Here is a 15,803-nt window from a genome sequence, read left to right as displayed (position 1 = left end):
TTGATTCATCAGCGCATACTTATTTAAGTAGAGCGGCTAATTCATGTAAATCTTTCACAACGTGATCTGGCTTTTTAGCTAATGGGTAAAGTGCTTTACCTGGGCGAGCAATAAAAGTGGTTTGTAAGCCTGCTTCTTTTGCGCCAGCAACATCCCAGCCATGGGCTGCAACCATCATTGCTTCATTTGGTGCTACGTTTAACTTTTTAAGTACCCATTCATAAGCACGTAAATCAGGTTTATAAATTTTAATATCTTCAATGCTGTAACGTGCGTCAAAGTAAGATGTTAAACCTGCGCTTTCAAACTGTGCCTTTACACCCTTGTTTGAAGAATTTGTAAGGCTTACTAATTTATAGCCCTGTGCTCTAAGTTTTGCCAGTCCTTCTTTAACATCAGAATGTGGTGGCAAAGTTAGAAGCGGTGTAACAATCGCTGTTTTGGCTTGTTCACTTGTAATATCAATGTTGTTGTTTTGAGCAACCATAAGAAGTGATGCCACGCCGATTTGCCCAAAGTCGTGATAACTACCGCTTACAGTATCTACTAGTGAATGGTGCAACATAGTTGAAAACCACAGTGGTAATAAATCTTCACGTCCGCCTAATGCTTTACCAATAGAAGTTCGCATTGACGTTAAATCAAGCAAGGTTTCGTTTACATCAAAAATAAGTACTTTAGGCTTTGTTTGCTCTTTTGGTTCATCAGCTACTGCATAACCTGACACAAGGCTTGTGCCCACAAGTAGTGAAAGAGTCAGTGTTTTTAACGATTTTAAAATAGACATTAATTTTTCTCCGATTCAAGTGCTGTCATAACATCAATAGGTTCTGCGCGTAGGGTGTAGTCTTCACTTAAAAATGCGTATGTAATAACACCTTCTTGATTTATTACGTAGGTGGCCGGTAGCGGTAATTTAAAGCTTTTATCGCCGTAGTAGTGTTCAAAATCAATACCAAACTCGGTATATAACGCTTGAATACGCTCATCTAGTGTAAACAATAAGCCAAATTGCTCAGCTACTTTATTACTCACATCTGAAAGCACATCAAATTCGAGGCCGTTTTTTTGTGCAGTTGAGAGAGTTTCATCAGGTAACTGCGGTGATATTGCTATTAATTGAGCACTTTGAGTTTTAAATTGCGGTAAGTAATCGTTCAGTGCTTTTAGCTCTAAATTACAATATGGGCACCAGCCACCACGATAAAAGCTAATAATTACCGGGCCTTTTTTTAATAAATCCGCAAGCTCAATCTTTTCGCCTTTATGATTGGCAAGGCTGAAGCTTTCTACTTTTTGACCAATTTGCAACGCATTGTCTTTAATATGCTGTGCAATAAGCTCTTCGTTTGTAGTGTTCATTAATGCTAAAACGTCAGCCGGTAACTTGGCATCTTTTTGTACGTTATAGGCATCTATTTGCGCTTTTAAACTCATGATTGAACCTCAATAATTAGACTATTTGCAATTATAATGTTTTACATATTTAAATAAACATTGCAAAACTGAAAGCTTCATTCGAAAATGTTAAACATTGAAAAGTGCACAATGGCATCTTTATGTATAATTTAAGCGACCTAGAAACATTTATAGCCGTAGTTGAAAATAAAGGCGTGCTTGCTGCTGCGCGCGAGCAGCGTTTATCGCCTGCAACGGTAAGCCATCGCTTAAGTAAATTAGAACGTGAGCTTGCAACAGTACTTGTTTTTAGAGACAGCAGGCGAGTGCGGTTATCTCCCGCAGGTGAAATATTTTATACGCGAGTTGGCGCTATAATGGAGGCGCTGCAAGACGCTGAGCATAGTATTGGTGCACGAAGCTCATCAGTGAGTGGTTTATTACGCGTGACTATGCCGCCTTGGATTTTTTCAAAATATGTAATGCCTAGACTTAATGAGCTGGAGCACGCTTATCCAGAGCTAAAACTTGATTTTTTAATAACGGATCATTTTGTAAATGTGGTTGATGATGCACAGGACGTTGCTATTAGAGTTGGGCAATTAAATGACTCAGGGCTGCTTTCTCGTAAAATAGTAAACAATAGCCGCATACTTTGCGCAGCTCCCAGCTATATAGAAAAGTACGGCATGCCTGAAAATTTAACGCAATTGAGCGATCATTATTGGGTATGTTTACCGTGGCAACGACAGTTAAAGCTTTTTGACGAGCATAAAAAAATCCATACTTTTAATGCTAAAACCCGTTTTACTATCTCAAACTCCGATAATATGACCCAAGCTGCTATTGCAGGGCATGGTATAGCTATTAAATCTAAAATAGCGATTAATGAAGATCTTAAAAATGGCATTTTAGTTGAAGTTATGCCCGGTGTAATGGCACAAGATGATGCGCCAGTGTGGTTTTTACGTCCGCAAAATAGTTTAACTACCCGCAAAACCGATGTTTTTTATGACTTTATGAAATCGTTATTTTTGAGCTGCGAATAAGCGTTTAAATGAGCGCTTTGCTCCAGTTAAAAATAAATAACCAGTAAGTTCTGCTAGTACGGCAATAAAAATAGCTGCAACAATTGCGGCTATAATAGAGTCTTTTTTTAAAATAATTTGACCTTCAAAGCGTTGCCATACTTGTTGCTTTATATCGCTCATGCCACTGATCATAGTAAATATATACGGAGATTGCGCAAACCGATTCACAGCGACTTGTAAGTCTTGTTGTCGTGTGTAAAGTGTACTGATATTACTTGCCCCCTTATTCACAACCCCATCATCAATATTTTTATAGTGTTTAATTAGCTTATTTAAATCATTATTAAAATACTTAGCTGCATCGCTTTTAAAAGGTGCAATGGCATTATTAGCTTCAATTAATTGGGCTGATAATGCTTGGCCAAAATCGCTTACAAATGCAGGGATTTGCACCCCAAGTAGTAAACCAAATACAAAGAAACTAAGGCGAATATAATCTAAAAATTTACTCATTTATCTTCCTATCCATTTAAATAACCCAGAATTAACATTTGAGCTTGTTTTTATATCAAAAACTCGTAATCTAATGGGGCGTGTTGACCTTTGTGGATTGAAATTTGTTCAATCTAGGTACGATTTAATCGCGGCGCGAGGTTTGTAACCTAGCGGGCTAAGTCAAAACCGAGCAACAAAGAGTTAATCGTCCCTAGAAAGAACCCAACGGGCAGCGCATGTTTGGCATTTATGCTGCGTTATCACCTATTTATGGGGAATAACCACACTACATAGGCTCTGCCTTGCCTAAATACCAAACGTACTGCTGCAAATTCAACCACGAAAGGCCAACACGCCCTAATAATAAAAATAACAACAGGTGGATGTTAAGGATGACGAAAAAAGTAAAATTCACGTCAACATTTGTTGATATATCTAAACAGCTCAAACGTTTTGTATCGCGCATTGTCCAACCCGACGATGTAGAAGATATTGTGCAAGAAACCTTTGTAAAAAGCTACGAAGCTGATTTAAAGCAAGATATACAGTTTACCCGCAGTTACATGCTTAAAACAGCAAAACACCTAGCACTTAACCATATAGCTAAGTGGGACAATAAATTTAATGATTCGTTAGAAAACGATAACGAATTACCCGTATTACTTAAATCAATGAAGCTTGAGGATGAATACACATCTAAAGAGCGCTTTTTACTTTTTTGTAGAGCTACTGAGCAACTAAGCTCATCGATCCGTAAATGCTTTATATTAAAAAAAGTTTACGGCATGAGCCAAAAAGAGATCGCAGACCAAATGCAGTTAAGCCAAAGCACTGTTGAAAAACACATTGCCAAAGGGTTGTTACAAACCATGTTGTACATGCGTGAACATGAGCAAGGCTCTCAAACGCATCCTAAAGCTCAAGCACACCCTATATCAGTTAAGAGGGTCGCAGAATGAGTAATGTTCATCAATTTAATTCAAAAGATTTAATTTTAGAAAAGTCATGTGATTGGATAAGCGCGATTGATCGTGGTTTAACTGATGATGAAAAAGAGCAATTTAAATTATGGATGATGCAAAGCATCGCCCATCAAGACTCTATATACGAGCTTGCTCAACTTTGGGATGAGCTTTCGGTATTAAATGAATTAAGTCATTTATTTCCTCAGCGTAACAATACTAAAGCATCAAAAAATAAGTGGATGTTTTCTTACTCAATTGCAGCGAGTTTATTTGCGGCACTAATGGTATGCAGCTACTTATTAATTAATTTAGAAAACGGCTATAACCAAGAGCTTGCAAAAGTTAACTACACTAAAATTTACAAAACAAAAGTAGGCGAGCAAGCAACCTATGTATTGCCAGACGGCACTATAGTGCAGCTTAATACTAATAGCTTACTAGAAGTTGCGTACAGCAAAGGTCGTAGGCAGTTACTGCTAAGCCGTGGAGAAGGGCGTTTTAATGTAGCAAAAGATGCTACGCGCCCGTTTAGTGTTATGGCGGGAGATAAAAGTTTTACCGCTCTGGGTACTGTTTTTAATGTACAGCGCAATACTTCGTCAGATTTAGAGCTTGTTGTTACCGAAGGCAAAGTGATGATCACCGACCCTAGTGTAGCGGTTGATGCAAATGACTTTAAAGATTATCAACTTGCAGATAACAGCACGCAAAAAATTCGTCAAATTAATGCCAATATTGTTACCTCAGGCGAAAAAGTAATTATAGAGCAAAGCGTTACAAAGCCAATTACCCAGCTTTCAATGAACGACGTACAACGCGATTTGGCATGGCAAAATGGCATGCTTATTTTTAATGGAGAAGAGTTAAGCGATGCGTTAAATGAAGTAAGTCGCTATACCGCCACACGTTTTGAGCTTTCATCAGCCGAGCTCGCCAGTATTAAAGTAGCTGGGGTATTTAAAGCAGGTGACGTTGAAGGTTTACTAGAGAGTTTACAGACTAATTTTTCTATTGATCATGAGCGTTTAGGTGAGCATGTAGTAACGCTAAAACACCATACAGAATCATAAGTAGACGTTATGCAAATCAAACTAATGTTAGATAAAGTTGCATCAATAAAGATTGAACGTAAAAAAAACATTAAAAAAAAGAAACAAAACCATAGAGGATTTTTGTTTGTCAGCTGTTTATATAAGTTGCGCAGTAACCAAACGCATTTATTGAGTGGATTGAGTGTGCTTGTACCGGCTATTTTTAGCTTGAGTGTACAAGCCGCAACTCAAACCACTGGGCAAATGGTGCAATTTGATATAAAAGCGCAGCGAGCAGACAAAGCCTTAATTGAATATGCTAAACAAACAGAGCAAACCGTGGTGTTTTCTTATGAGTTGGCAAAGCAGTATGACGCAAATTCAGTTTATGGATTTTACACTCAGCTAGATGCCCTAGAGGCATTATTAGGTGGGACTGAGCTCGATGCGGTTGTTGATCAAAATGGTTTACTGAGTATAAAACTCAAACAAATCAACAGGAATGATAACAACATGATGAAGCTTTCAGCGGTCAGTGCAGCAGTATTACCAGCTTTACTTGCAGTAAATTCGCAAGGTGTAAACGCAGCAGAAGAAGTCGCTCAAGAAAAAATTGAAAAAATTGCTATTGTCGGTAGCCGTGTAGCAGGACGTTCAGTTGAAGACTTACCCGTTCCAGTAGATATCTTAAGTGCAGAAGCGCTTGAAAATACAGGCCAAACAGAAGTTGGTCGTATGCTACAGTCTATCGCCCCTTCATTTAACTTTTCAAGCTCTGCAATTAGTGACGGTACTGATGCTTTAAGACCTGCGACACTTCGCGGTTTGGGCCCCGATCAAACATTGGTGTTAATTAACGGCAAACGTCGTCACCAAGCAAGTATTATTCATATTAATGGCTCTGTTGGGCGTGGTACCGCAGGTACTGACATGAATGCAATACCAGCCTCTGCAATTAAACGCATTGAAGTATTACGTGATGGCGCTGCTGCTCAGTATGGTTCTGATGCAATTGCAGGTGTTATTAATATTGTGCTTAAAGATGGTAGCGAAGGCGGTAAAGCGGCTATTAACTACGGTCAATATTCTGAAGGCGATGGCGAAACCATTAACCTTGATTTTAATAAAGGCTTTGCGCTAGGTGATGACGGTTATTTAAATACAACTATCAATTACCGTGACCGTGCACCGACTAACCGTGCAGGTTTACATGGCTCTTGTCAGTTTTATGGCTGTACAGAACTAAGTGACGGTACTTTACTTGCTGGCGATCCGCGTGAATTAACAGCTGATAGAGATACATTTAGAATTGGTGATGCTGATTCTCAGCAGTTTGGTTTAACAATTAATACCGGTTACGAGTTAGGTGATGGCGAGCTTTACGGCTTTATTACTTACTCAACACGTGAAAATGAGTCGGCTGCATTTTTCCGTCATAATGCAAATGCAGGTGGCAACCCAGTACTGCAAGATAACGATGCGACTATACCGCTAGGTTTCTTACCAAAAATTAATACAACGATTGACGATATCTCGTACAACTTTGGTTATAAAACTGAGTTTGATAACGATGCAAGCCTTGATTTATCATATACCTACGGTGAAAACAGCATTGATTACACGACAAGTGACACTATCAATGCCTCATACGCTAACTTTTTACGTTATGACCAAGGTTTAAGTGCTGCTGATATTCGTACAACTATCCCACGTGAAGCATACGCTTACGGCATGGAATTATCACTGCAAACAATCAATATTGATTTTACGCAAAACTTTGATGATTATTCTTTAGCAATGGGTGCTGAAATACGTACTGACGAATACCGCATTTTAGAAGGCAATGAGTACGCATACCGCGATTACGATACAACTAACGGTGTAAGTATTTACAACGGTTTAAGTGGCGGTGTTGGCTCTGAAGATGCATCGGGTGGTTCGCAAGGTTTTGGTGGCTCGTCTCCTGCATCATCAGTTGATGAATCGCGTGATGTAATTTCATTTTACATAGATGCAGAAGCTTATGTAATTGAAGATGTAATTTTATCGGGTGCACTTCGCTACGATAACTACAAAGGCTTTGGCGACACAGTAAACTTTAAACTTGCTGGTAACTGGTCTGTAACCGACGATATTTCATTACGCGGTGCATTAAGCTCAGGTTTTAGAGCGCCTTCAATGCAGCAGCTTTACTTCAACAATGTAAGTACGCAATTTGTTGTTGGTGCTAATGGTAACTTAGTGGCAGAAGAGGTTGGTACATTTAGAAACGATTCAACACTTGCGCAAAGCTTAGGTATTCCAAAGCTTAAAGAAGAAAAATCACAAAACCGTAGTTTAGGTATTGTGTATAACGTTACAGATAATATTAACGTAACCGTTGATTACTACTCAATTGATATTGACGACCGTATTGTAATTAGTGACCGCTTAGGTAAAGGCTTATCTACAAGCCTTGATGCTGCACTAAATAGTGCGGGGGCTGGCGTAGGTCAGTTCTTCTTAAATGGTGCAGATACAGAAACTCGTGGTGTTGATTTTGTAGCAACGTGGAACACTGAAGGTTTAGGCGGTACGCTTGATTTTACACTTGCAGCTAACTTTACTAAAACAGATGTTGTATCGTTATTTTCGCCTGCTGGCTCAAGCCTTGAGACAGTAAACGTAGAAGATATATTTTCAGCTGAAGACATCTCTATTATTGAAGAGTGGCAACCAGAGGATCGTATTAACTTAAGTGCGCTTTATCAACGTGATGATTGGATAGTTAACCTGTCACTTAATCGCTTTGGTGAGTACACAGTAGAAGATGGTGGTCGTCAAACGTATGGTGCAGAGATTTTAACTGACGTTAAAGTTAACTACTTCGTTACTGAAGATTTGTCGGTAAACATTGGTGCAAACAACTTGTTTGACGTTTACCCAGATAAAAACGAAATAGGTAACTCTCGCTCAGGTACTATTGTGGATGCTAGTGGCAACACAGTAATAAGTAGCTCAGGTGTGTTTGACTACTCACGTCGTTCGGCTCCATTTGGTTTTAACGGTGCTTACTACTACGTAGGCGCAGAATACCGTTTTTAATTAATAACACTCCCTTTCGTTATTTAACTCAAAGGGCCGTAAGGCCCTTTTTTTGATTTTAGCTTGGGCTGATTTTATTGATGATCATCAAGCCCATTCAAAATGAATTTTTTAAACAATATACTTTAAATACGACGTGAAGCGAGGCGGTGTATTAGAGGCAATAAAAAACCCAGCGCTAGGCTGGGTTCTATTTATGCGTTATGTAAGCTTATTGCTTTTGCATACGGCTCATTTCTGCATGGCAGCTTTGCATTGTTAATAATGTTTTAGCCAGTGCAGCTTCGCAATCAGCCGGTTGTGGTTTATCCATTGCAGCTTTAATTTCTGCAAGGGTTTTATCTTCCACTTCCTCAAGCTCTTTTACATATGTGCTGTCGTTATGTGAGCTGAATGTAGTTAATAAAGCTGTGTATGCACGTCGTGCTTCTACTGCGAAAGATGAGCCATCTTCGCGTTCGCCTTTTTCATTAATTGCATAGGGCTGCAAGCGCTCAACACTCACTTTTCGGGCATCTATCATACGCTGAAAAAGTGCGCCAATAGCAGGGTCTTCAACTTTTTCCTGTGCTTTTTGATAAAAGTCGATGCCGCTGTTCATAACTTGAATGATGTCAGTAATATGATTTACTTCTGATCCTTGATGGGTGTTCATAATGACCTCTTTTATTAAATGAATGTATAGTTCGATTTAATAAAAGCAATGTATGTTCCACGTTTTTATTTTTATGTAGTTATTTGATTTTATTGGTTTAATTTTATTTTAGAAAGGGGCTAAGTTAATGAGGAAAGTATTAACCTAGCAATTTTTACATCATATTGTGTAATAAAGTTATTTTAGCTCTTCAGCTACTTCAGCTACTTTTTGACGTAACCAAATGTGACTCGCATCGCGATGTAACAGTGGGCTCCAAATCATATCAAGCTCAAAAGGAGGAATTGGAAACGGTGGCTCTAATATTTTAAGGCCCGGATCATCTAAATAAATATTGGCAGCTTTTGAAGGAAGGGTCGCAATCAAATTTTTCTCTTTAGCTAAATGAATCGCTACATGGTAGTTACGCGTAAAAGTGGCAATGTTACGATGCTTACCAAAGTGAGCAAGTGCTTCGTCAACCCAGCCAAGTTTCTGCACATCTTTAGGGTCCATGCCTACACCTACACCAAAACCTGTTTTACTCACCCATATATGGCGCGCTTTTAAATAGCTGTCGAGGCTAAAGTTTTCAATAATAGGGTTGTCGGCCTTAACTAAGCAGCAAAAACTGTCTTTCCAAATACGTTTATGATGAAAAGACTGAGGTAAGTTTTCAAAACGGTTGATTGCCATATCTACTTTACCGTTTTCTACATCATGAAAGGTTACATCACTTGGTGTGAGTATATCTAAAGTAGTATCGGGGGCTTCTTCATGTAGTTTACTTAAAAGCTTTGGCGCTAATGTACTTGCCGCGTAATCACTGGCCATGATTCTAAATACACGTTTACTTTGGCTTGCCTCAAATTCTCGATTAGGTGCGAGAGTTTCTTCAAGCGTCATTAATATGCCACGAATAACGGGTTGTAACTCCAAAGCGCGCTCTGTCGGGACCATACCATCGCTGGTACGAACTAAAATAGGGTCGTTAAATAAGTTACGAAGTCGTTTAAGGCCATTACTCATTGCAGGTTGCGTTATACTCAATTGATTAGCAGCGCGTGTTACGTTGCATTCTCGAAGCAATGTATCGAGGTAAACGAGTAAATTTAAATCTATTTTACTTATATTCATTGTGTGTGTCCTTTAGCGCTTACCAGTAGTGAATAAATCGCTGTGCTGTCGGGTAAGGGTAAATATGACTTACCTGCCCATTTTTTATATTTTGTTGCGCCTGCTTCCAAAAGCTAACATCTATAAGCTCCGGGTGAGTGCTGAGAAAAAACTTTTTATACATAGGATTAGGCATTACAAATGTACATAACTGCTCTGGAAATACGTCTTGTGGTGCAACAGAGTAACTTTGTTCATCCATTAAATAATCGTCGTAGCTCTTTGCTTTTGGTAATGCTCTAAAGTTCATATCTGTTAGGTACTGAACTTCATCGTAATCGTAAAAAATAATACGTTTGTGCTTACTTACACCAAAGTTTTTTAAGAGCATATCGCCAGGAAATATATTAACGGCAATCATTTCTTTTAGAGCTTGTCCGTATTCTTCAATCGCGTCTGCGGCGCTTTCTTCATCAGCATTTTCTAAAAATAAATTGAGTGGTGTCATGCGCCGTTCAATATACAAATGCTTGATGATCAACCAATCGCCTTCAATTACCATTGATGAGCCAATTGTTTTATGTAATTGCGCAAGTAAATTACTATCAAAACGCGCTAAAGGAAATACGACGTTAGAATACTCTATGGTGTCGGCCATTCTGCCAACGCGATCATGGTTTTTTACCAGTTGATAGCGCTTTAATACGGTATCACGGCCGAAGGGCTTACTTTCACCAAATTTGTCTTTTATTACTTTAAAAACATAACCAAATGAGGGAAGGGTAAATACCATCATCACCATACCGGGAGTACCCGGTGCAATTGTAAACTCATCACTAGAGTGAGATAAGTGATTTAAAAACTCTCGATAAAACTCAGTTTTACCCTGCTTATGAAAACCCACTGCGTTATAGAGCTCAGCAAGCGTTTTGTTTGGCATAAGCTGATTTAAAAACCGGACAAGTGCTGAAGGTGCATGAGTCTCTACCATAAAGTAGGCGCGGGCAAAGCCAAAAATAACACGCATTTGAGATGATTTAGTTAAAAGTGCATCTAAATATAATCCGTTATCTTCATCGTGCAATACGGCGATTATAAAAGGCTGAACCCCACTTTTTGAAACAACACGACCAATAATATAAGCTGCTTTATTACGATAAAAAGGCGTGTGTAAAATATCAAAGCGCATTTGCCAAGGTTGATGATGGGTATCGGGGGCTTGTTTATAAAAAGCTTTTACAAGAAGGCGAATATCACGCTCTAAATTTACAAATGGGGCTTTAAAATCAAAATGATTAATAATGCGTTTTATTGTTGGCTTTAGACCATCAACTACTGGGAAGTACGTTCTATATTCTGCCTCTACAGGCACCGAAGGCGCATCTTTTAAAGTTGCTTCTACAAATATAAAGTCATTATGAAAATAGCGCCTATGGTACAGCCTGCAAAATACAGAGTTATAAAAGGTTTCGGCGAGTTCTGCTTGAGGGTGGAAACATAAAAAATGTTGATATATTTTTTTAACTTCAAGCCATAGGCTTTCATCAAGCTGTTCTGTTGGGGTTTCTTTTTTTAGAGCTTGTGTAGTTTCGTTAACACGATCATCATAATAGCTGATACGCAAACGGCTAATATCATTAATTGCTTGCCAATCTTTTTTTGCAAAGGCGAGGGGGGCTTTGGCTGTTGTTTTTTGAAATAAATGATAGTGCTTTTTAAAACCCGTTAAAATTAATTCAGCAATATGGCGAGGTTGCATCTGCACTCCTTAATAGTCCCTAGAGCTTATACTCTATATTGTTAAGGATATGTTATTTTAAGTTTAAAACCAAGATAAATATTACACGCTATTTAAGGGGAGGTTATTGGTATTTAGCTATCTTTTTTTCGAGAATTTTAATCTGCTTAGCGATGGCCGATACGTCTTTTTTATACTCTTTATTAATCATTTTTAGTTTTTTAGTAATATCTTTAGTAATACGTTTTTTATCATCAACGGCTAGAATATGATTTAACCGTTCTTGTTGTTTATATTCAGCACGCTGCTTATTACGATCAAGTATTGTGAGTTTGTGGTTATTACTGCGTAACTCTGTCTGTAAGCCTGATAGGAGTCTTTCACGTTCAAGCTCATTTAGTTGTTTAGTGTAATCAACTTTTGGGCCTGAATACTGATTACCCGTTGTGTTAACTTTATAAGTCGTTGCTTCGTTGTCACAGGGGAGTTGAGAAAAGATTGTGCCTTTTTCTGTTACGCATTTGTAGTAAGTGGTATCGCTAAAGCTAAAAAAACTGATAAGTAAAAAGCTAGAATAGAGGATATAACGAAGAGTTTGAAACATGTCTGTCATCCTTGATTTTTATATTTTAGCTAGCAAAACAATATAAAACTATAACCTAGCTTGGCGATATAGCAAGCTAGGTTATTAGACAGCACACCCAAGGTTATTGGGTAAAGGTTTTGAGTTTTTTAATGCTCTGTACTAAAAATGGGATGTCGAGTCTTTGTTCAATAGAAAACCCTTCGGCTGCAGATATGTTTTTAAAGTTACCATCTGAGTCAATCAAAGTAATTCTATCTTTTTTATAGGCTATAACTACGCCTTGTGAGTAATTAACGCCCATATCATCTTTTTTCTTGTATAGGTTAACGCCCAGCATTGTTTGCTTAGCAATGGCTTTACAATTTAAATATTGGCCAACACTTGTAGCAATTAAATCACTAGGTTGAATAAGTCCATCTACTTTAGAAATACGTTTGTCAGAGCTATATAAAGTTGATGTTGTTACTACTTCTTGCTTGTTATTGGCAAGACTAAAAGCAAAAACCTGCGTTTTATCATCTCGTACATTAGGGGTGTTATTACCTTTAATAACTCTAATTGCGCTAGAACTATGTGCTTGATCATTTATAAAACTAAGTTCTTCCACGCCGGTTACTTCAATGCTGCGGCGCTGACTTTGCCATGCGGGAAGAGTTTGATCTCTTAAAATTGCTGCTTTATAAAAAGCTGGCAAACCATACACTAAGCTAAATAGCATATCGTCGTGATTAGTTGGCTGTAAAAACTGCTCTGTTTTGTGTAAGTTTTTATTATCGGCAACAAATTTAGCGAGTTGTTGCTGGGTTTCAAATACAAAAATATCTACATTGGCTTGTGTGTAGTCCTCGCACTTATCAAGCGGGCTTGGCATTTGATAACTAATGTTTTGGTTATTAATTTTTACGTTATGTGCTTGCTTATAGCTTTCTATATCAAGCAGGTCATTTTTAGCTAATAAACTTTTAGCGGTAGTAGGGTATGACAGTGGTAGTACATTATCTTGCTTCGTTACGTCAAAGTTTAAATTTGCGTCAGCCCAAATATGAATACTGTGACTAAGTGAAAAACACACTATTAAAAATGAAATTGCGTAACGTGCAAATTTATATTGTTTTAAGCGCTCAAGGTGTTGCCATGTGTAATTACTCACAAGTAGCTGAAAGCCTAAAATAAGTAATACAATCCCACTGGCTAAAATGGTTGTTAAAGCAGGTGAACTGGTTAAACGATGCCACAACAATGAAATGATTTCAGGCAAGGCAGATATACTTAGATGATAACCCAAATTAACGTAAACATAAGCATCAAGGGTAAGCAGTGAAGCGCCTAGTGTGGCTATAACAGCCGCCATGCCTCGTATATGTCGTGGGTAGGGGAATATTAAACTAAGCGGAAATACCGTCAGCACAAACGCTAAAAAGGCGATAAAACTAGTGTGGCTTAACCACGTTACTAGCATATAAGTAATGCCCATAAAGCTTGTTGGTGGCGAGTCGGCAAATAAGTAGCTTAAGCTAATAAATAGCGCCAAGCCAATATTGGCAAAAGTAAACCAATGGCCCCAGCTTAATAGCTGACTCGCTTTTGATGAAAACTGATTGTGCTGCGATAAATTCATAGAGTTTATTTAACCGACTGTGATAGAGCTTTTGCAAAGTTCTCAGTTACGGCTTGTCTTTTCCCTGTTGGTACATGCTCTTTTAAGATATGCGTGATAGAATTTCCTAAACACATAAGGCTTAAATCTACCGGCGCATTGTGTTTAGTTAGCACATCAATAAGCTGATCGACGATTTGTTCTACTTCTTCATTAGAGTATTTTGATAAGATTGGCATCAGTTGGTTCAATAAAATAGTTATATTCTCGTATTTTAACACTAGAGGCGTGAAAAACAAAGATGACAACAGACGTTAAAAAATTAGTCGTTCATTATGTAGACAAAAAAGACGACGATACGCAAATTCACCTTCGAAATGATGAGATGGTAATTAACGATAAAGTAGCCGTTTTTATCGAACAATTACATCATGCATACAATGGTAAGCCAGGTAAAGGTTACTGTGCTTTCAGTGGTGATAAAAACAGTGTTGTAGCATCTGCAATGCAAAGCTACCGTAACGATGAGCTAGGCTTTTGGCATATGACCGAGCAAGCCTCAACGGTTTTAAAAGAAGAGCTAGATAAATATGCGTTTAACGAAACCGGGTATTTAGTATTTTGCCATTATCAGTATGTTGCTACCGATTACATGTTAATTGCGATGATTAACATTAAAGAGCATTACTCTATGACCTCTGAGCTTGATTTAGCGGCTTCTCGCCATTTAGATATATCTCGCATGCAACTCGCTGCTCGCATCGATTTAACAGCGTGGGATACGCAAGCTGAAGATAATCGTTATATTTCGTTTATCAAAGGACGTGCGGGTCGTAAAGTTGCTGATTTTTTCTTAGACTTTTTAGGCTGTGAAGAGGGAATTGATTCAAAACAGCAAAGCCAAGTAATGCTTAGCGCAGTAGAGGATTATTTATCAGAGCAACAGTTTGATAAATCAGAAAAAGACGATTTACGTAAACAAGTATTTGATTACTGTAATGATTGCGTAACTACAGGCGAAGATGCAAGTGTGAGCGATCTATCTGCAACGCTTACAAAAGGCGATGACAGCCCGTTTGATAGTTTTTGCAAAGAGCAAAGCTATGACTTGGAAGAAACTTTCCCCGTTGATAAAAAAACAGTAACCAGTATGGTTAAGTTTTCAGGCCTTGGTGGTGGTGTAAGTGTAAGTTTTGAACGTAAACACTTAGGCGAGCGCGTAACGTACAACGAAGCAACCGATACACTAGTGATTAAAGGCATTCCGCCAAACTTAAAAGATCAGCTACAACGTTTTATGGAAAGTGAAAGCGAGTAAATTTAACAAGTTAGGTTAAAAAGCTGATTTAAGAGCGCGATATTTATATCGCGCTTTTTTATACCGGTATCTAAATTTGTTGCATCGGAACAAAGCTACTAAAATATCTATTGCAAAAATAGAAGTGAAAGAAGAGTAAGTGAGAAAACACAAGCCATGCTTTATTAGCAAGACTTAGCCCTATTACTACCTCTAAAAGCGCAGCGTCTCTTAACCTCTTTGTGAATAAGTCGCTTATTACGGACGTTACTCGTCACGACAATAAGTTGTGCTTCTACAGGTTAATTTGTACTTGATATTTAATTTCGGCTGTAGGCGTGAAGTTTGCTTACGCAAGAAGCATCGCTTCTGTTTACTTAATTTCTTTGCTAACAAAACACTTAAAGATCTATTTCACAAAGAGAAGTGAAAGAGGAGTATATGAGAAAACACAAGCGATGGTTTATTCGCGGAGCTTTTTCAATTTAGCTTTATTGTTACCTCTAAAAGCGCAGCGTCTTTTAACCTCTTTGTGAACTAATTACTTTTTACGGGCTTTGCCCGTCACGCCAACAAGTTGTGCGTCTACTCGTTAATCTTATTCACGGTGTTAAATTTCGGCTGTAGGCGTGAAGCTTGCTTACGCAAAAAGCACCGCTTCTGTTTACTTAATTTCTTTGCTAACAAAACCACTTAAAGATCTATTGAACAAAGAAGGAGTAAATTAGAAAACACAAGCCATGCGGAGTTTTTCAAGTTAGTTGTCGCATCAAATTAAATTTTATGCCGCCCGCATTGCTTCTTTTTTCTCTGGATTTAAATTTACTTCAT

General features: G+C 38.2%; 14 protein-coding genes. 5 read left to right on the top strand and 9 right to left on the bottom strand.

What is annotated here, in order from left to right; genetic code table 11:
- Window positions 1-19 precede the first annotated feature (19 nt).
- On the bottom strand, window positions 20-787 hold the full coding sequence (locus GQR52_RS13825; protein ID WP_165728823.1) for a haloacid dehalogenase type II: 768 nt from the start codon (window positions 785-787) through the stop codon (window positions 20-22).
- Window positions 787-1,437: a peroxiredoxin-like family protein gene (locus GQR52_RS13820; protein WP_165728822.1), complete on the bottom strand. Its 651-nt coding sequence runs from the start codon at window positions 1,435-1,437 to the stop codon at window positions 787-789. Before GQR52_RS13820 ends, GQR52_RS13825 begins: the two co-directional genes overlap by 1 nt.
- Before the next feature lie 122 nt (window positions 1,438-1,559).
- Between GQR52_RS13820 and GQR52_RS13815 the strand changes: the two genes are divergently transcribed.
- Complete coding sequence (locus GQR52_RS13815) at window positions 1,560-2,447, top strand: LysR family transcriptional regulator (RefSeq protein WP_165728821.1); 888 nt, start codon at window positions 1,560-1,562, stop codon at window positions 2,445-2,447.
- Here the strand turns inward: GQR52_RS13815 and GQR52_RS13810 are convergent.
- Window positions 2,427-2,942 carry a DUF2937 family protein gene (locus tag GQR52_RS13810; RefSeq protein ID WP_165728820.1) on the bottom strand — a complete coding sequence of 172 codons (516 nt, stop codon included), beginning with the start codon at window positions 2,940-2,942 and terminating at the stop codon, window positions 2,427-2,429. The two genes, GQR52_RS13815 and GQR52_RS13810, sit on opposite strands and share 21 nt — an antisense overlap.
- A gap of 374 nt (window positions 2,943-3,316) precedes the next feature.
- Between GQR52_RS13810 and GQR52_RS13805 the strand changes: the two genes are divergently transcribed.
- Genes GQR52_RS13805 through GQR52_RS13795 form a run of 3 tightly spaced genes read left to right on the top strand, consistent with a single transcriptional unit; the run spans window position 3,317 to window position 8,004 of the window.
- Window positions 3,317-3,883, top strand: coding sequence for an RNA polymerase sigma factor (locus GQR52_RS13805; protein ID WP_024594383.1), 567 nt, complete (start codon window positions 3,317-3,319; stop codon window positions 3,881-3,883).
- Window positions 3,880-4,959 carry a FecR domain-containing protein gene (locus GQR52_RS13800; RefSeq protein WP_007585689.1) on the top strand — a complete coding sequence of 360 codons (1,080 nt, stop codon included), beginning with the start codon at window positions 3,880-3,882 and terminating at the stop codon, window positions 4,957-4,959. Before GQR52_RS13805 ends, GQR52_RS13800 begins: the two co-directional genes overlap by 4 nt.
- A 9-nt stretch (window positions 4,960-4,968) precedes the next feature.
- Entirely contained in the window at window positions 4,969-8,004 is a 3,036-nt protein-coding gene (locus GQR52_RS13795) for a TonB-dependent receptor (protein WP_165728819.1), read from the top strand.
- A 211-nt stretch (window positions 8,005-8,215) separates the two neighbouring features.
- Here GQR52_RS13795 and GQR52_RS13790 read toward each other — a convergent pair whose 3' ends face one another.
- From GQR52_RS13790 to GQR52_RS13765, 6 genes are all read right to left on the bottom strand, one after another.
- Window positions 8,216-8,659: a PA2169 family four-helix-bundle protein gene (locus GQR52_RS13790; RefSeq protein ID WP_165728818.1), complete on the bottom strand. Its 444-nt coding sequence runs from the start codon at window positions 8,657-8,659 to the stop codon at window positions 8,216-8,218.
- Window positions 8,660-8,836: 177 nt separating this feature from the next.
- The gene (locus tag GQR52_RS13785) at window positions 8,837-9,775 is read right to left on the bottom strand and encodes a LysR family transcriptional regulator (RefSeq protein WP_002961484.1); all 939 of its coding nucleotides are present in this window, start codon (window positions 9,773-9,775) and stop codon (window positions 8,837-8,839) included.
- Between the two features lie 19 nt (window positions 9,776-9,794).
- On the bottom strand, window positions 9,795-11,513 hold the full coding sequence (aceK, locus tag GQR52_RS13780; RefSeq protein WP_165728817.1) for a bifunctional isocitrate dehydrogenase kinase/phosphatase: 1,719 nt from the start codon (window positions 11,511-11,513) through the stop codon (window positions 9,795-9,797).
- 103 nt (window positions 11,514-11,616) lie between these two features.
- A complete protein-coding gene (locus GQR52_RS13775) occupies window positions 11,617-12,096 on the bottom strand; it encodes a DUF4124 domain-containing protein (protein WP_165728816.1) in 480 nt (159 codons plus the stop codon).
- 103 nt (window positions 12,097-12,199) lie between these two features.
- Window positions 12,200-13,696, bottom strand: a complete 1,497-nt coding sequence (locus GQR52_RS13770; RefSeq protein WP_165728815.1) for a DUF3413 domain-containing protein — start codon at window positions 13,694-13,696, stop codon at window positions 12,200-12,202.
- 5 nt (window positions 13,697-13,701) lie between these two features.
- On the bottom strand, window positions 13,702-13,914 hold the full coding sequence (locus GQR52_RS13765) for a DUF1414 domain-containing protein (protein WP_007375276.1): 213 nt from the start codon (window positions 13,912-13,914) through the stop codon (window positions 13,702-13,704).
- 62 nt (window positions 13,915-13,976) lie between these two features.
- On the opposite strand from GQR52_RS13765, the gene yejK reads away from it, so the two are divergent.
- On the top strand, window positions 13,977-14,993 hold the full coding sequence (yejK, locus tag GQR52_RS13760) for a nucleoid-associated protein YejK (RefSeq protein WP_024594389.1): 1,017 nt from the start codon (window positions 13,977-13,979) through the stop codon (window positions 14,991-14,993).
- The last annotated feature ends 810 nt before the right edge of the window (window positions 14,994-15,803 follow it).

Origin of the sequence: Pseudoalteromonas sp. 31A1 (assembly GCF_011378815.1) — a bacterium.
GTDB lineage: Bacteria > Pseudomonadota > Gammaproteobacteria > Enterobacterales > Alteromonadaceae > Pseudoalteromonas > Pseudoalteromonas arctica.
Note: the sequence above shows the minus strand (reverse complement) of the source record. Positions and strands in the feature narration are given on the sequence as shown.